This is a genomic window from Nannocystis sp. (assembly GCF_016714285.1).
GTDB lineage: Bacteria > Myxococcota_A > Polyangia > Nannocystales > Nannocystaceae > Nannocystis.
In genome coordinates this window covers 1-16700 of sequence record NZ_JADJNN010000033.1, presented here as the reverse complement: position 1 = coordinate 16700, position 16700 = coordinate 1, and the positions used below count along the sequence as shown (strand labels likewise).

Below are 16700 nucleotides of genomic sequence, written 5' to 3'. Positions count from 1 at the left end.
CAGCCGAAGCCCTACGTCGTGGCGCGAACATCGAAGTCGACATCGTCGACGATCACCTGCTCGGCGACCCGGGTGTCTTCGTCCTGGACCCTGAGCTCGCCTGGACCCACTGGCAAACCATCGGTCACGAGGCCGTCGTCGAGCACATGGCCTACGAAGATCCGCCCCTCCCGGGGCTGGCACCCGCACACTCGGCCGCCCTCAAGCTGGTGCAGCACATGCATCTCGCCCTCCGTGACTCGCCCGCCGGCCTGCATGTATTCGTAACCCACGACGCAGTTCTTCTCCCTGGCCACACGCCCTGCCCTCGCCCCGCCACCGGTCACGCCTGGCCCGCATTCCTCGGAAGCTGCCGCCCTCTGGAACGGCAACGACACTCCCATCGTCTCCTACCGTCGATCGCTCTCACGCGATCCACAACGAAGGAGTTTCGCCATGATCCCCATCGAATCCCAGCCCTGCTCCTTCCACCCGAGCTTCATGGCCCTCTATGAGGCCGCAAGGCCACCTATACAAGCGCCGGCTCACGCTGAGGCGCTCCACATCAACGAGGAGCTCCGTCGGCAGTCGATGGCCGCCCAATGCAGCCTCGGGACGATCGTCGGCCAGCGGTTCATGGGCCTGTGCCACTATCGCCTCGGCGATCTCGAAGCCTCCAGAGCGAGCTTCGATGAAGCCCTCGGGTCGCCAGGATGGCCGGAGAAATCGAGCAGCAGTCCTATTGATCCAGAACCATCTCGCGGCTACGCTGCGCGGGTTGGGCGCCTGGAAGGCCTACGACGTACCGAGCCGGCTCTACGGCGCCTCTGGTCGAGCATCCCCACCCGCACGCCCGCCTGCTGGCCAACATGGGCTCGCTTCTGGGCAGTCTTGGGCCAGCGCGCGGCCGCCGATGACTGCTACGCCCGTTTCGAGGTCCTCGCGCGCCTCTGGGCAACAAGCACCGCCTCGCCAATGCGGTCGGCCTCACCGGCTCGCTCCGCTGGCTCCGTGAGGATTTCCCTACTGCCGAGGAGAAATACAGAGAGAGGCGCGCTCTGGCCGCCGAAGTCAAGGACCCGCTGCGCAAGATCGCGTCCAAGTTGCATCTGGCCCGTATCTTGGCGGCCCGCCCTGGCGTGTTGAGCACATCGGCGGCCGAGCGAGCCTTCACGTCGCTGGCGCCGAGGCACTTCCCCGAGGCGGACCGCATCGGAAACGGCTCACCGATACGCTGGAGGACTACGCGGATTTCCTCCGCAAGCGCTTCAATCTCCCTTTGGCCTATCGGTATCTACTCGAAGCGCTCACGCTGTGCAACGAGCCGGAGAAGGTGGCCAACGTCAACCACGGCCTGGCGCTCGTGTGCCTTGATGCCGGGCTCTACGGCGAATCCCTTGAGTATCTGATGCGCTCGGTGGATGCGCGCGCCAAGCTCTATGAGCCGCTTCGCACGTTGAAGCAGCGTGCGACAGACCAGACTCGATGAGCTCAAGGGCATCACAGAAGAGTTGGCCGGCGATGCCTTGATCGTCGTCGTGCGTGTCGGAGGACCGAAACCGCCCTCAAGGAGCTCGTCAACAAGGTGAACGATGATTCGACTGCCTGGGACCGCTTTGTCGGCGCCTCCAAGCGGCGCATGGGTGAAACGACTCTCGGAGCAACGCAAAGAAGACCTCAAGCTGGCGAGCCGCAAGATCTGGGAGTGAACGCCTGCTGCCCGTGAATTTCCCATGATCCGCCCCAGATGCCGGGCCACTGCTTGCATCGCGCAGAGCGGTCCTACAGTAGCGCGGTCGATGACCTCGGACGCAGCGCCCACCTTCTCGTGCTGGTTCTCGAATACGAGCTAAATGACCGCCTATTTCGCCCCCTATTTCCCTCCCGGCCTGAAAGCCCAATCTCTGGATGCTGAGCAATATGGTGACTACCTCGGACTACCTCGACCCATCGCGAGCCCCCTTCCCGAGTCATACCCCTCGCTCGCTTGTCCCCACATATTCAGGGCAACATTACCTCATCTCGCGGATCTGCGAGACGCTTGACGATAAGTCAAGCCCCTTGAGTGGCCCAACCTCGACCTCGTATCTATTCGCAATGGTGTCGCCCACGGCGACGAGGCCATCCTCAGGCCTCGATCGGCTTCCAAGCCGACGCCATCAAGCGGCACCTCGCCCTGGAGGCTCCGGAAGGTGGCCTGACGATCTTCCAGGCCCTGGCGCTCCCCGTTGCGGCCCTGCCCCCCCGCCTGCCTGGGCACCCTCCCGCTCCACCCCGGTAGGCCGCAGCCGCCTGCTGCTCCGCGACCGGCTCGCTCGCGTCGAGCGACGCGCGCAGGGACTCGAGCGCGCTCTTGAGGTACCGCTTCACCGTCGCCAGCGACATCTTCATCGCCTCGGCGACCTCCTCGAGTTGCAGCTCCTCGCCGTGGCGCAGCTCGAAGGCCAGCTGCTGCGCCAGCGGCAATTCGCGCAGCGCCGCAGTGATGCGGTTGCGCTTGTCGAAGTGCATGCTGAGCGAAGTGCCGACGAAGGCCATCGACATGCGGGTGCTGTCGAACTGCTCGCCGCCGGGCCGCTTGCGGTCGATGAACTTGAGCAACTGGAAGTGGGCCACGCCCCACAGGTAGCCTCGCGGGTTGTCGATCTGCTTGCTCCGCAGCTGGCGCAGGAATTCGGTGAAGGTCTGTTGTGCGAGGTCGTGGCAGTCGGGGTGCGGGACCTTGCTGCGGAAGAATCGCAGCAATCGCGGGTAGAGCTCGGCGGCCAGCTGGCGGGTCTGGGCGGCGTCGTCCTGGGGTCGGTCGGTCGGCATCTTCGGGTCCTCGGGTGGATGTCCCGGGCGCGGGGCGCCGCGGCTCACGGTCGCTGAAAATTCACGGAGCTGGCACCTTGTGGGCCACCAGCGTGGCTTTGCCGCCGTCGGCGGCGCCGAAGGCCGGATCCCAGCCGGTCAGCGCCCAGATCGGCCATTCAGGGCGATCGACGGGCTGGAGGCGCCACAGACCGCTGTTCGGGTCGACCCAGCCGTGGATGTCGTGGACGACGCCGGATGGCGGGCGCACCCGACCAGTCAGCTCGCAGCCCACGCTCTCGAGCCGCAGATCGAAGCGTTCGGCGCTACCCACGGCGCCCGAGCTCGGGCGCTTCCAGACCGTCCACGTGCCGGGGATCCGCTGGGCGACCTGGCGGCAGCGGTCGCTGATGCCCTGGGCCTCGCCCAGCGGCTCGGCCGCGGCCTTGAGCGCGTTGGCCGGCGGCTCGAAGTCGTCATCGGCCCCGCCGCAGTCCGACACGCTGGCATGGTCGCCACGGCACTGCGCGGCGATGCAGGTGTTCGCGGCGACCTCACCGGCGCAGCGCACCCGGCACTGCCCGGGACAGGTCGCCTGCGCAAGCGTGAAACCAAGCTCATAGGCCTGGCCCGCGCCCGCGCCGACGAGCAGGCCGCGCATCTCCGGCGCGCGGGTCTTGGCCTGGACGAAGGACCAGTCGCCGCGCAGCTGGCCGTCGGCCCACGACAGGGTGTGGCGATAGTGAAGGCCGCTGCGCTGACCGCCGGCGGATCGCTGGCTGGGCTTGGCGAGCCGGAGATCGAGCACGACCTCGACCGCGCCGTCGGCCGCCCGCGTGACGTTCGTGATGAGCCGGTCCTCGAGGTTCTCGCCGTACCTCGGCTTCGCCGAATCGCCGTGCTTTTCGACATGGAAGGCCGCGCGACAGTCCGCCTCCGCGGTGACGGTGACGCGGTAGTAGCCCTGCTCCCCGAGGAAGCGCGCCTCGGCGGCCCACATGACGGAGGTGGTGTAATCCCAGGTGCCGACGATCGCGGCGAGTTGAGGGCAGGCCGCCGGCGGGGCGGGTTCCACCACCGGCTGCGCGACGGGTTCAGGCTCGGGTTCCTCGGGCAGCCCGAAGAGCGCATAGCCCCCGAGCAGCGCGCCACCCAGCAGGAGCCCGCCCGCCGCGGGCACCCGCCATCGGTCCCTCGCAGGCATGGTCGGCGCGAGTGTCGTTTCGTCGCCCGCACGCAGGGCCGCCAGCAGCGCACGCATCGAGGGGAATCGTGCGACGGGGTCGGCCGCGGTGGCTCGCTGCAAGGCGCGCACGACCGGCGCCGGCAAGCTCGCCGCGCTGCGCTCGAGATCCGGCGCCGAGACCTCACCTGGACGCTCGAAGGGCATGCGCCCGAGCAGCAGCTCCCACAGCGACACGGCAAAGGCATACTGGTCGCTGCGCGCGTCGCCCTTTGCCAGGAACACCTCCGGCGCGATGTAGCCGGGGGTGCCACGCGGGCCCTGCGTGAGCGTCCGGTTCACCTCGAAGGTCCCGGCCTGCGCCATCTCATCACCGCCCCAGCGAGCCAGGCCGAAGTCGACGACGCGGACCCGGCCGCGCGCATCGATCACCACGTTCTCAGGCGTGAAGTCGCCGTGCACGAAGCCCTGCTCGTGCGCGGCCGCGAGGCCCTCGCCGGCCGCGAGGAACACGTCGAGGATGGCCCGTTGGCCCCGCTGCTCCGCTGCCCAATGGCGCAGGTTGGCCCCCTTGAGTAGCTCCATCACCACGTAGACCAGGTCGACCCGCAGCCCGCTGATGTCGCTCGCCTGGCCGACGTCGTGGATCCGGACGATGTTGGCGTGGTCGAACTGCGCCAGCGTCTGGGCCTCACGCGCCGCGTTCGTGGCCGTGCGAGCGTCCCGCAGCGGGACCAGCTTGAGGGCGACGTAACGTTGAAGGTGACGGTCGAGCGCCTCGCAGACCAGCCCGTTCGCGCCGCGACCGAGGGTCCGCCGGAGCTCATAACGCCCCTGTATGATCGGCGGCGCCGCGCCGATCTGGGCGACGAGCATGTAGGCCGTGGCGATCGTGTTGTCGAGGTCGATAACCGGGTCCTGCATAGGCATGGCGGGCAATACTGCGCCCAGCATATCCGAGAAACGGCGGCCCGTGGGCGCCCGACAACTTTCGGTCGCAGCGTGAGCCGAACCCGGGGCCCCCGGGACTTGGCTGTGGACGCCAAACGAGGCGCCGAGAAAGCAGGACAACATGAGCAAGCAGCCGAGCCCCAATGACCAGCGTTCCGACGCGAAGAACCCCAACAACCCGCAACAGAAGCAGGACCAGGACAACCGCTCCCGTCAGCAAAACCCGCAGAACCCGGCCCACCCCGGCGGCGGCGCGAGCGACAAGGGCGGACGCAAGTAGCCCAACCAGGGGACCTGCGTGGGACTCCACGCGGGTCCCCGCTGCCGAGCAACATCGATCAATCCAGCGTGCCGGCCGGCGGCGCCGGCCGAAGGTCAATCCGCAAACGGTCCGCGACCCCGGGCGGCAGCTCCGGGGTGTCTCCCCCTGCTGCATAGTCCTGGACGTCCGGCGGGGCCCCGAGCAGGAACTCGAGCCACTTCTCCCGCTCCCGCACCGTCTCGTAGATCCGTGCGTCGATCGTCTGGCTGATCAGCGGATAGAGGATCTCCAGCCGGGCGTCGGAGTTCTTGTCGCGGAGCTTGTGGATCCGACCACCGAGGCGGTCGACCCGACCGACACGCTGCTCGAGCTGGGCCGGGTTCCAGGGCAAGTCATGATGGATGACCCGCCGGCACGAACGCTGGAGGTCCAGCCCTTCCTGCATCACCTCGTTGGCGATCAGGACCATGGGATACAGGGGGGTGTTGAACGCCTCGCGGAGGCGGTCGCGTGACTCACCGTCCTGGGTCTGACGAACAAAGTCGCCCTGGAGCAGCGAACCGCTTAGGAGCTCGCCCTGTTTATCCTCGGATAGCTCGTAGTGGAAGTAATGCATGAACTGCTTTAACTGCTCGACGTAGGCCCGCCCCGCCGGCACCTGCCAGAACTCATCGACCTGGTCGAGCAACGCGCGCGAGGCGATGGTTTGCAAGTCGAGCCCGTTCGTCCGGGCAAACCCGAGGAGGTCGGCGAGAAACGGGACGAGGCGCGCGGTGAGATAGCGGGCGATACGCTCGACGAGCTGGACGCGGCGCTCGTCCGGCAACCCGAACATGCTGCCGCGGAAGTAGGTCCAGAGGTGGGGCCGCGAGCTGACGACAAGCTGCGCATATTCCCGGGTGATCTGCCAGGTGGGCGCGTGGGGCCCCTCCTCGGCCTCCTCGAGCGCGTCCTTGACGAGGTCGTAGCCCAGGCTGATGTAGCGGGGATCGCAGATGCGAGCGACGACGTCGGAGAAGGCCTCTGCCCAGTCCGGCTCGTACTCGCGGCGGAGCTCCACTGCAGCGCGTTCCACCACGCGCTTGAGGATGCAGAAGTTGATGCGCTCGGCCGAGGTATGGCCGGTCCGGACCTGGGGGAGCAGCTGGCCAGCGCGCTCGAGGATCGCATCGAGGTGGGTCTCGCCCCAGTCCTGAAAGTCCAGCAGCGTCTGCAGGTATCGCTCGCGCAGGCCGAAGTACAGCACGTCCTGCGTGCGATGAAACCGGACCTGGAGGCGCGAGTGTCGGCCGCGCTCGCGTCGATCATCCTCGCGCGTATCGAAGATATCCTCGTGGGTGGCCTCCGGCACGGCCCGCTGCCAGCGAAGCACGAGCCGATCCTCCCAGGCGCTCTTGAGCTTGCGCGATAGCTCGGTGAGGGTGCCGATCCTCGCACAGAAGATCAGCGTCTTCTCGCCCTGTTGCTCGGCGGCACGCAGAACATCCCGCATGACGTGGGACAGCTTGGGATGGCTGTCCTCCTGGTCGTGCAGGCTATCGAGGATCTCCCTCAGAAGCACCCGATAGCGCTCGACCGACGGGATCGAGGCAGCCTTCTCGCTCGACAGCATCTCACTGCGGCGGGCCGCGCTGTACGAGGAGACCATGTTGATCTCGACCGCGGCCTTGTGGGTCGGGGTCTTGTGGGCGAAGAGCTCGCTGATGAGCCGCTCATACGCGAGAAAGGGGACCATCGCGGCGCCCGCGACCGCGAGGCGCTCCTCCTTGTGCTCGCGGTAGGTGAAGCGGTCATCTCGCCGACTGCGGACCATCCAGCGGCGAAATCCGGGCTCGATGCGTCCGTCCTTGAGGCGAAACAGGCGCCGCAGATGCTCGACGATCGGGCGCAGCGCGGGGTTCTCGGGCGAGCCCGCCAGGGTGGGGTCGCTGGCCAGATAACGACCGAGCTCGTCAGCAAGCACGGCGTCGACGCGGGACCAGTCGCGCTCGAAGGCGGCATAGGCGTCCTGGTAATCGCGGATATCGACGAGCAGCGCCTCCGCCTGCCGGTCGAGATCCGGGGGAGCGCTCTGCGCCAGCGAGAACAGGGTGAAGACCTGCCGCAGCTCCTCGGGCCCGAGCTGGAACGGCGTCGCGGTCAGGAACAGGGCGCCGCGAAAGCGCTTGCGGAGCGCGTTGCTCAGCGACAGGAAGCGCTTGGTCTCGCTGTTCTTGAGCTTGTGTGCCTCGTCGACGACCAGCAGATCGAAGGTCGGCAACATCGATCGGGCCAGCTTGAAGCGCGCGAGGTCCAGGAGCTTGCAGACGTCCTTCTCATTGGCGAACAGGTCGTTGCCGACCTCGTCGAAAGCAGCAGACAACGTCGGCTCCGGGCCGTCGGCCACGCTGAATGCCGCGTCGAGATGAGGCTCCACTTCTGCGTAGCTGAAATGATCGAGGAATGTCTCGCTCGTCTCATTTTTTAGGATGCCATCGCGGAAGCGGCGGAAGATCGCGGCGCGCGTCGGGCCTCCGAGCCGACGATGGCGGCAGAAGAGATCGAGCAGATCGGCCTGGTCCTCGCGGACGCCGCGCAGAAACAGCGTGACCGGGGCGATCAGCACCCGTCGACGCGGCGCCTCCTTGAGCAGTTCGCCGAGGCGCCCGACCGCCATGTACGAGCCTTGCTCGAGACCCGAGAATACCCGCCTGCCCGCGACCAGACTCGTAAATCGGTTGAACTCGCCCAGCCATTTCTTGTTGAGGTCATTGCCCGGGGTAATGATGAGGAAGCGGCTCGTGGGGTCGGCCTGCGCACGCGCTGCCAGCACCCCCAGGGCCTCGAAGGTCTTGCCCATGCCGACCTCGTCGGCGAGCACCACCCCGGGGGCACCATCGAGGATCTCGAGCGCGCGCAGGACAGTGTCCTCCTGGCGCTCGATGTCCTTGAGGGAGATATTGGCCTGGGTCGCCATGGCGCCCAGATCGAGGAAGGAACGCAGCCAATCGCGGTCACGTGGGGTCATGGCGCTCACCCGTACTGGTCAGAGGACGATAAAACCGCAGGATCGGCGCCAGCCACGGCTGGCCCTGGGGGTCCGGCGTGAGCTGCTCGAGCTCCGCACGGAGGTCGGCGAGAAGACTGGCCAGTTCGGCCTGCTTCGCGGAACGATCGGGGTCCTCGGGCAATTGCAGCTCGCCCAGGGTCTTGCGCAGCTCGGCGCCGTAGAACCAGGCGACCTCGCGGTTGAACGCGTGTCCGACGGCCTCGACCATGCGCCGCCAGACGGTGCGGACACCGAGCGGTCCGGCGATGATGTAGCGGAACGCTGCGAGCGAGAGCTGCTCTTCGCCGAGTTCATGAGCGACGTTTCGCCAGGCGCGATAGATATCGGTCGGGGTGAAGCCCTCACCGAACAGCAACTCGAGGATGGACCGTGTCGCGTTCTGCCGCGGCTGGGTCGCCACGTGCATCATTCGCTCACGGCCGATCCGTCGGCTGAGCAGGGCGATCAGCTCGGCGAGCCCGTATTGAGCCTCCACGGGGTCAACCGGCAGCTGATTGAGGTCGACGATCCGGATCGACACGGCGTAGCAAACTCCGGCGATCTCGAGCGTCAGCTCGCAGCTGTTGAGCGACAGGTCGAACTCCGCGGCGACCACCTCACCCTGGGGCGCCTCGCTACCCTCCGCGAGGATCCGCTGCAGGTAGGATAAGCGCCAGGGACCCGGCGAAGCCCCGATGTCGCTGGCCCACACGACGTGCAGCTCGCGCGCGAGGGCGTCGTGGTAGGCGTCGGCGATCCAGCGGCCGAGGTTGGCGCCGACGGCCGGGAAGTTCGGGTCGCTCAGCTGCAACTGCTCGGGGGGGCAGGCGATCAGCTCGGGCGCGAGGTCGGGCAGCGTCCAGGCGCCGTCGAGCGTGAGCGCCACGGCGAGTTCGACGTTGCCGTGCGGCGGCGGGTGCACCAGGGCGCGGGCCGAGGCGTTGGGCGAGCCCACCAGCACGTGCGTGCTGCTCTTGTTGCGGTGTTGACTGGTGATCGTGAGCAGCTTCGCATGCAGGGGGCGCCGCACCGGGCGGTCGTCATCGAAGCGCTGGGTCGGCAGCAGCCAGGTCTGCAGCGTGCGCTGGGTCCGGAGCAGCTTGACGATGTTGGCCGGACCGTTGGCCACCAGCGGCGCCGCCGGGTACAGCTCTCTTTCAGCGTAGGCCTCGTCGGTCTGCTCCCGCGGCCAGAAGCGTTCGCTCAGGCGACTGTCGAGATAACGAAGCTGCTTCGGCGTCTGCTTGATCGGGGTGAAGTATTCGACGCTCGGGTTCTCGCCCCGAGTCCGCCGTACCCACAGCTGACCGAGGCCCTGCTCGAGCGTCGGAACGATCGCCGGCGGCCCCAAAGGTCCGCCGTGCCAGCCGAATCCGAGGTCGATGACAGCACCCTCGCTGCGGCGCGCGGCCAGGATCTCGCTGATCAGGGAGCGCATCTCGCTGACATCCGCGGCCTGCTGGTCGTCACGCTCGAAGAAGGGCGCGAGGGCGCCGATCCGGACGATCTCCGCGTCGCGCGGGATGAGCTCCAACAACGCGGGCAGCAGCGGCGCGTCCACGGAGTGCAGTAGCTGGAAGCTGCGCGTGGCGGGTGGGGGCAGCGTGCGGACGAGCCGGGCCGTGAGCACCTCGCGGATCAAGGCGAGCTGGGGACTCGCCGGACCACCCAGGGCCTCGACACCGGCGAGGAACCCCAGGAGCTCGTCCGCGACCACGGCGGTCTCGGGGTCGTCGAAGCGGAGCTTGCGCGGGAACCACAGCTCGGTGTTGTCGCCATATCCTCCGCGCGTCAGGTTGCCCGAGCCGAGGAGGAGATCGATGTGGTCCTGGTGGACGAGCAGCGCGAGCTTGGGGTGAAAGACGCGGCCGTGGACGAGCCGCAGGTCATAGGGAAGGCGCTGGCCGGGGGTGCGCGCGTCGGCGTCGACAAAACATGCCACGGGCAGCTTCTGCAGCGCCCCACGCCCCTCGCGCAGGAAGTCGACGGTCTGCTCGTCGGGGTCGCTCTGCAGCTTGAGGATCGTGCGTAGAATCTGCGACTCGAAGAACAGGGGATCGAAGGTATATGAGCAGAAGACCGCGCCCAGGCACGGCTCGGGGTTATCGAGGCACTCGAGGGCGGTGCGTCGCGGAGGCGTGGAGCGTCGGGTCACTTGCTTACTCCCTGGGTGGCGAGCCGGCCCGTGGTCTCGAGCAGGTTGCGGGCAATGTTGAACTTGAAAGCAGGGAACCGCGCGGCAAATCGGTGGCCGGTGTATCGGGTCTGTGCGATCTGCAGATCCCCGTCCGCCTCGGAGATCCAGCTGTCGCCCGAGCTGCGCTCGCGCTGGACGCGGCGGTGAAAGGCCAGCAAATGATCGAGGGCGGCGGCCGGAGTCGCCTCACGAAGGTCCTCGGCGAGACGCAGGAACAGGCGGCCGTGCATCGGCAGGCGCTGGAGGCGGACGAGCTCCGGCGCCGCGAGCAACGCCGTGGCTGCGTCGCGCAATCTCTGATGCCGCTCGCCGGCCAGCACGCGGGCCACCACCTGCGCTCGCGGGGCGGCGAAGCCGGCCTCCGTGATGTCGCCGTAGACCGCATCGAACGCGTCGCGCACGGCGAATGCGGCGTCGCCGAAGGCAAGCGCGAGCGCCAGGAGATCTCGCAGTTGCGGCTCGACCGGGCCGCACTGGCCGGCGATCATTGCCACGAGCATGTCGCGGGACTCGTCGATGCGGAGCCTGGCGGCCTGCTCCACGAGCTGAATGACGCGGAGCGTGGGCGGCGGGGCTCGCTCGACCACGGCCTCGAAGACGCGCCGCTGCTGGGCCTCGCGGCCGAGGATGCTGCTCAGGCGCGAGCGCTCGCCGAGGGTGGACAGACGGAAGTTCGAGAATTTGCGCTCGACTCGCGTGGTCGCCGGGGAGAGGACATGCATCGCCCAGTTGTCGAAGCGCTGCATGTGCATCGTCCCGGGCTCGCCCCAGAAGGCCTCGAGGATCGGCACCGCCGCCGGGGTGACCCGCAGGCTACCGGGATAGACGAGGCCGAGATCGCGGAGAGGCACGAGATACGCGCCGAGCCCGCCCAGCTCGCTCTGGCGGGAGATCAGCGGATAGTCGCGCGGGAGGGGGCGCTCGCCCGAGACCCACGCCTTCGCCACGCCGCGGGCGCCGCGGATGGCGTCCGGATGGCCGCGGGTGAGCTCGCCACCATGCGATTCCAGCAGGGCCAGGGCCCAGAGCCGCTCCCAGCGCCCGAACAGATCGTGCCGGGTTCGGTCCTCGTCGGGCAGGCCATATTCTGCGAGCGCGCGCTCGGCCAGGTCGAGGCCATACAGGACCATCGCGAAATACTGTGCGTGGCCGCTACGGGTGGTGAGGGCAGGAAGCAGGAAATACCCGATCTGCTGGCCGAGATAATCGAGCGCGAGCGGATCCTCGAGCACGAACTCGGACTCGCTGGGCATCGGGGCCGCCCACAGCAGCACCTCGGCGGGACGTGATAGGGGTACGAGCGCGATCATGACCAGGGTACAACATCACATTGCAGATGTGCATGCAAGCGCCATTTCGGACGCCAGAGGAACAATCGTTCGAGCAACAGGCACGATACGGCCTTCGCTGCGGTGAAAACACCGCAGTGCGTGTTCGTCGGAGAGACGGGATCGGAGGATGGACCCGAGATCGCGGCCTATTCGATGCAGCGCCCGCGCAGGGTCACCGAGGTTCGGCCGCTCTCCAGCGTCAAGGTGCCCTCCGGAAGGATCTCCGGGACGGTATTGCTGATGTCAGCGATGCGATCGTCAAACATTGCATCGCGGTCCGTCAACGCCGCCTTCACGGAAGCCCCAGCGCTGACCAGCCCGTCTTCGATCGGTCCACCGGTCGAGTAGCTCGACTTCGTGGGAAAGTTGATCCTGCGATCGCCGAGCCACAAGGCGAACGCGGTCTCCGGCGGGCTACCATCAGCGTCCCAGGGCGCTCCCCCGGGCTTGCTTGGGGAGATTTCCGCCGCCACGGAGGCGAACCGCCACACGCGGCATGGAGCGTCGACCCCGGGCCTTGGCGAGGGTGGTGCCGGTGGTGAGGCCATCCCGCCGAGCAGGCCCGAGCGAGCGACGTACGGGCGGTCCGGTTGAATCGTACACAGTGCCATCATCTTCTGATGCCTGGCAGGATCGACCGAGCCGAGCCCTCGCTCCCTGCACTCGCTACTCGGATCTCTCACGCAATCTTCGGCACGTTGCTTGACGCCGCGGATCGCCACCTCGTACTCGGCATGGAGCTTCTCGACCTTGGCCTTGTCCTTCTCTCGGCCGCAGGTCGACGATTCCAGCTTCGCCATCAGTTCGGCGTCCGCCTGTTGCAGTTCACTGTAACGAGTCGCCAGCTGGGCCAGGAAGCGGCGCTGCTCGGTCAAGTCCCACGGGTCGGCGCGGCGCGGGCGATTGGAGGTCATCTGATAGGGCTTGATGATCAGCTGGGTCGTGACCGCCTTGCCGGTGGTGACGGTCTCCTGAAAGCGCCTGGCCCGCTGAAGCATGACGTCGAGAGAACTCTCGGGCTGTAGCGAGGCGGCGCCGTCCGCGGCCCCGCCCTCCTGGATGACGAAATAGCGGGCTTTGTGACGCTCGAGGAAATTCTTGGACTCGCTGCTCGCTCCGCCCTGTACGCCGATGCCCAGAAATGACACACCACCGCTGCCTGACAGCCTGCGAGCCTCCTCGCGCGAGACACTCTCGAGAGCGATGATGCCGAGAAAATAGCCGCCCTGCTCCTCCTCGGCGACGAAGCCGTCGCCGCAGAGCTCGAAGAACTTCCCGGGACCGTCCCGTCGCAGGGTCTCGGCCGCGTGCTTCTCGAGCTGATACTTGCCGAGCGTCCGGCTCGCGGTCTTGATTCGCGCCTGGACGACGAGAAACGAAGTGCTCCTGGACTGAAATTTGCGGTCGATAGATTCGGCGCCGAAATTCACGCCGACCCCGAATAGGCCGAAGCTGACGCCGCCCGAGTAGCCGATCGACCGCAGAAGCTCTTGCTTATTATGGACGTAGACGATCTCCTCCGTGAGGCCGTCGACCCGATCGGTGACCCGTTCGACGGGTTTGGGGACCACACACTTGCCGGCGGTTTGACCACTGAGCGAGGAGAATCCGGTCCCCAGCGCCGCACTCGGCACAACGGGGTACTTGATCGGCTGTCCGCTGTTGACGCGGCTACATGCTGCGAGTGATAGTAGGGCGAGAAATAGGGGACGCATCGTGGGGCAGCGTATCGATTTTGTCGGCGGCGGAGCGGGCAGCGGGGGCGCCCAGGCGTTGCGCATTCTCACGGCCCTGGTTGCTGCTGCATGTTTCGCGGCGGGTTGTCGCGGTCGGGCGGACGCCGAGGTGCCCGAGGAGCCCGAGGCGGAGGAACCCGCCGACCCGAGTCCGCCGCCGCCGCCGGTTACCATTGTTCAGGAGGCGTCGGTCACGACGGTCGAGCGCAGCTGGACCGAGTCTACGCGCTCCCTCGAACTCACGCCGCTGGCCCCTGCCCCACGCAGCGCGCCCGCCCCGAGCTCGCCGGCGCCGTCCCGCTGCTGTCGGACCTGCCACAGCGGGCGCGCCTGCGGGAACACCTGTATCGCGGCGAACCGCGAGTGCCACACGCCGACCGGGTGCGCGTGCGACGGGTGAACGCGGCCTCCCCGCCGACCGCTACGGCTTTGCGTCGCCAGGCGCCGGGGGAGTCACGGCGCCGCGGAGCAGGGCGCCGATCGTGCGCAGCTGGGCGATCACATCGTCGATGACCACGGCCTGCTCGCGCTCGACGAGCAGATCGAGGTGGAGCATCACGCCCTCGTCCGTGTCGCACAACGCCCGCCCCTGCGCGGCGGCCCACACCTCGAGGCGGTCCCTGACGACACGCGCCTGGCCCCATTGCCAGTCGAAGTGCAGCCAAAGCGGCCCATTCGCGTACCTTCGCCAGCGCACGAGGTCGACGCCAAGCCAGGCACCCGGAGCGTTGTCCCAGGCGAACTGGATCTTCTCGCCGGTCGCATACCAATAGAAGCTGTTGCGACCACCCGCGCTGCGAAACACCTCGGGGCAGCCGCGGTCAACGACGCCCCTCACGATATCCACATACTGCATCATGCGCGCCGGGACCTGGGGGTCGGTCAGTTCCTCGCGCACGAGCGGGCGGGCCTCGCTGTCGTCGGCGATCCGGCAGACCCCGGCGAGCTGCTCGAGGTTGGCACGAGCATCGTCGTCGGGGCCGCCAGCGAGCGCCTTGAGCAGGGCCGACCAGCTGGTGATCTGGAGGCGCTGGCTGGGGTCACGGCCGGAGATCTCGACGAGGTCGTCGCCGACGGAGTGATGGCCGATGCCCGCCGCCTTCAGGCGCTCCTGCAGTTCGCGCCACAGGTACACGCGGCGGCGCTCGGGCACGATGAACAGCAGCAGGGTGGGGGCGGGCTCCTCGGCGAGCTTCCCGAGGTAGCCGACCGGCTGGTTATCGGTGAGGGCCGCCCAGAACTTGCTCTCGACGAGCACCCGTACGGCGTCGCCGTGGCGGCCGCACATGTCGGGGCGGCCGGCGGCGAACAGCTCCTGCGTGGCGAAGCGCAGGTCGCCCGGGAGGCCGGGCTGGGCGGCGCGCAGGAGGGTGACGAGGCGCTCGCGCACCTGCGGGTGACGCTGGAGGAGGAACGCGAGGCCCTCCGTCGCGGCGTCCTCATAGCGGCGCGAGAGGCCCCACCCGACGAGGTGGCCGAGGATCGTGTCATGTACACTCATGCGGCTCCGTTCGCCCCCGCGTATGGTGCGGAGGACGAGCCGGCATCGTCTCGCTAACCACAGCCGGCGTCCAGGCTACTGCGCGTCCGACTCGTACACGTGAACGCGCCCGTGCGGCGCGGGCGTCGACCACAGGCGCAGTCGACCGGCGGTGTAACCCGCACATAGCCGCTCCGGGTCGCAACGAGCGAGCAGCCAGACGAGAAAGCGCGGCAGGTGCTCGGCGATCTGCTCGCGGATGTACTCGTCCTCGGAGGCCCACACGCCCGGTATTCGGGGTCGTGTGGTGGCCCGCGGTCGGTCACCCGAGCCCGGCCCGGCGCAGCAGCGCGTCGAGGTCGCCGCGGGCGCGTACGCGACGGTCTGGTCCGAGGACGACCAGCCGCGTCGAGCCCTGGTCGCCTCCGCAGGAGAAGGCGACCGCGCCGGCGACCGCGACGATGAGGCGGGAGCCGTCGGGGAGGTGGAAGGTGGCGGTGTAGCCGGGTGCTGGGCTCGCTGACTGATTTTCCGGTGTCTGCGGAGAAGTCATGGATGTCCTCGACCGTTAGTATAGTCTTTTAAAGACTAGACTGCAGAAGGCTAATCGTTTAAGGTTCTAGGCGCGCAAGGTCCGGACGACTACCATCCGGACGCCTTGGCACGCCGTTCATCAGGCGAGACTCGCGACAACCACGTGCGGGCGGAGCTCGCGGCGTTGCTACGCCGTGCCCGCGAGCGCAGTGGCTTGTCTCAGGCCGGGCTACAGACGCGTCTGGCCGAGGCGCTCGGGGTCGAGGCCGTGTCGGCGAACACGATCAGCCGCTACGAACGCGCGGTGCTCGCACCGACGCTCGGCACGCTCGATGCGCTCTGCGAGTTGCTCGGCGGCGAGGAGGGTGCGTTGCTGCGGGCGTTTGGGCAGGCGCTCGGCGAAGAGGCAGGTACCGCCGCCACGCAGCCACGTGGACGCACGAAGGTCGGGGCGGATCGGAAGTCCCGTGCCCGGAAAAGTGGCAGTTAGCTTCGAGCAAGGCGCGATCCCCCGCCAGGTCCAGGCGACTCGCCCGTTACAGGGCGCCGATCCAGGTCCGCGCGCGACGTGTCTTTGGAAACAGACCCATACCGACGATCCCAAACCGTTTGGGGCACAGCGCTCACAGACCCGCACCAACGTAGTGACCGCCGCGGCGAGCCACTTCGGGTCCTCCGGCGGCCGGCCGCCGTAAGTAGCGCCCCCCAATCGGTCGGCGGATGAAGTAGTCGCCAGCTCTACTGTAGCTTGACCGTAGCGGGTCAGCCTCGGACCCGGGAGTGAGCCCAGCCGCGGCCGAGGCCGCGGGCCCTGGCCGTGCTCGGCCGGGTGTATGTGGTCGTGGGCCGCGGCGCGGCGCGGCGGCGCGTGACGCGCGATGCAGCAGTACTTCCGTGCGAGTTGTGGTAGGCCGCTGGGTCGGCGAGCAGCGTCACGCCCCCCGCTTTGGCGAACCCTCCGGAAGGAAACTCGGCAGTACGGCGAGCCCGCCCGGCGACACTTCGATGCCGCCGCGCGGTCCCTTGCGAGCGAGACCCTGCCTGCCGCCGCCCCGTGCGGGCCAGCCTGTTGACCCAGGAGCGAGAGAGAGGTTAACGTCGCGTGCGACGTTAACCGATAATGGACGAAATCGCTCGATCTCGATAGCATGCGACAATTATTGCTCATTCCCTCGGAGGGAAATCGTGACTACAGCTAATTGGATCCAACTGGATCGGAACTTTCA

General features: G+C 67.8%; 13 protein-coding genes. 3 read left to right on the top strand and 10 right to left on the bottom strand.

The features are described 5' to 3' along the window. Positions 1-11: 11 nt before the first annotated feature. On the bottom strand, positions 12-272 hold the full coding sequence (locus IPJ59_RS31965) for a hypothetical protein (RefSeq protein ID WP_293274960.1): 261 nt from the start codon (positions 270-272) through the stop codon (positions 12-14). A 986-nt stretch (positions 273-1258) separates the two neighbouring features. Here IPJ59_RS31965 and IPJ59_RS31960 point away from each other — a divergent pair. After that, positions 1259-1468, top strand: a complete 210-nt coding sequence (locus tag IPJ59_RS31960) for a hypothetical protein (RefSeq protein ID WP_293274959.1) — start codon at positions 1259-1261, stop codon at positions 1466-1468. A gap of 638 nt (positions 1469-2106) precedes the next feature. Here IPJ59_RS31960 and IPJ59_RS31955 read toward each other — a convergent pair. Together IPJ59_RS31955 and IPJ59_RS31950 are read right to left on the bottom strand one after the other, a co-directional pair. Continuing rightward, positions 2107-2793 carry an RNA polymerase sigma factor gene (locus IPJ59_RS31955; RefSeq protein ID WP_293274957.1) on the bottom strand — a complete coding sequence of 229 codons (687 nt, stop codon included), beginning with the start codon at positions 2791-2793 and terminating at the stop codon, positions 2107-2109. A 61-nt stretch (positions 2794-2854) separates the two neighbouring features. Beyond that, a complete protein-coding gene (locus IPJ59_RS31950) occupies positions 2855-4885 on the bottom strand; it encodes a serine/threonine-protein kinase (RefSeq protein WP_293274956.1) in 2031 nt (676 codons plus the stop codon). A 142-nt stretch (positions 4886-5027) separates the two neighbouring features. Here IPJ59_RS31950 and IPJ59_RS31945 point away from each other — a divergent pair, with 142 nt between their 5' ends. Continuing rightward, a complete protein-coding gene (locus tag IPJ59_RS31945; RefSeq protein WP_293274954.1) occupies positions 5028-5186 on the top strand; it encodes a hypothetical protein in 159 nt (52 codons plus the stop codon). A gap of 58 nt (positions 5187-5244) precedes the next feature. Here IPJ59_RS31945 and IPJ59_RS31940 read toward each other — a convergent pair whose 3' ends face one another. From IPJ59_RS31940 to IPJ59_RS31910, 7 genes are all read right to left on the bottom strand, one after another. Then, a complete protein-coding gene (locus IPJ59_RS31940; RefSeq protein ID WP_293274953.1) occupies positions 5245-8175 on the bottom strand; it encodes an SNF2-related protein in 2931 nt (976 codons plus the stop codon). Then, positions 8162-10351, bottom strand: a complete 2190-nt coding sequence (locus tag IPJ59_RS31935) for a phospholipase D-like domain-containing protein (protein ID WP_293274951.1) — start codon at positions 10349-10351, stop codon at positions 8162-8164. The genes IPJ59_RS31940 and IPJ59_RS31935 overlap by 14 nt, the downstream gene beginning before the upstream one ends. After that, positions 10348-11667: a hypothetical protein gene (locus IPJ59_RS31930; RefSeq protein ID WP_293274949.1), complete on the bottom strand. Its 1320-nt coding sequence runs from the start codon at positions 11665-11667 to the stop codon at positions 10348-10350. The genes IPJ59_RS31935 and IPJ59_RS31930 overlap by 4 nt, the downstream gene beginning before the upstream one ends. 203 nt (positions 11668-11870) lie before the next feature. Next, positions 11871-13439, bottom strand: a complete 1569-nt coding sequence (locus IPJ59_RS31925; protein WP_293274948.1) for a hypothetical protein — start codon at positions 13437-13439, stop codon at positions 11871-11873. 442 nt (positions 13440-13881) lie between these two features. Further along, positions 13882-14961: a hypothetical protein gene (locus tag IPJ59_RS31920; RefSeq protein WP_293274947.1), complete on the bottom strand. Its 1080-nt coding sequence runs from the start codon at positions 14959-14961 to the stop codon at positions 13882-13884. Between the two features lie 75 nt (positions 14962-15036). Further along, the gene (locus tag IPJ59_RS31915) at positions 15037-15225 is read right to left on the bottom strand and encodes a hypothetical protein (protein ID WP_293274945.1); all 189 of its coding nucleotides are present in this window, start codon (positions 15223-15225) and stop codon (positions 15037-15039) included. Between the two features lie 37 nt (positions 15226-15262). Then, entirely contained in the window at positions 15263-15493 is a 231-nt protein-coding gene (locus IPJ59_RS31910) for a hypothetical protein (RefSeq protein ID WP_293274943.1), read from the bottom strand. Positions 15494-15598: 105 nt separating this feature from the next. Here IPJ59_RS31910 and IPJ59_RS31905 point away from each other — a divergent pair, with 105 nt between their 5' ends. After that, positions 15599-15964, top strand: coding sequence for a helix-turn-helix domain-containing protein (locus IPJ59_RS31905; RefSeq protein WP_293274941.1), 366 nt, complete (start codon positions 15599-15601; stop codon positions 15962-15964). The last annotated feature ends 736 nt before the right edge of the window (positions 15965-16700 follow it).

Excerpts from the sequence above, each read along its gene's own strand:
- IPJ59_RS31925 (WP_293274948.1), bottom strand. The coding sequence starts at position 13,439 with ATGCGTCCCCTATTTCTCGCCCTACTATCACTCGCAGCATGTAGCCGC.
- IPJ59_RS31910 (WP_293274943.1), bottom strand. The coding sequence starts at position 15,493 with ATGACTTCTCCGCAGACACCGGAAAATCAGTCAGCGAGCCCAGCACCC.
- IPJ59_RS31955 (WP_293274957.1), bottom strand. The coding sequence starts at position 2,793 with ATGCCGACCGACCGACCCCAGGACGACGCCGCCCAGACCCGCCAGCTG.
- IPJ59_RS31950 (WP_293274956.1), bottom strand. The coding sequence starts at position 4,885 with ATGCCTATGCAGGACCCGGTTATCGACCTCGACAACACGATCGCCACG.
- IPJ59_RS31920 (WP_293274947.1), bottom strand. The coding sequence starts at position 14,961 with ATGAGTGTACATGACACGATCCTCGGCCACCTCGTCGGGTGGGGCCTC.
- IPJ59_RS31940 (WP_293274953.1), bottom strand. The coding sequence starts at position 8,175 with ATGACCCCACGTGACCGCGATTGGCTGCGTTCCTTCCTCGATCTGGGC.
- IPJ59_RS31945 (WP_293274954.1), top strand. The coding sequence starts at position 5,028 with ATGAGCAAGCAGCCGAGCCCCAATGACCAGCGTTCCGACGCGAAGAAC.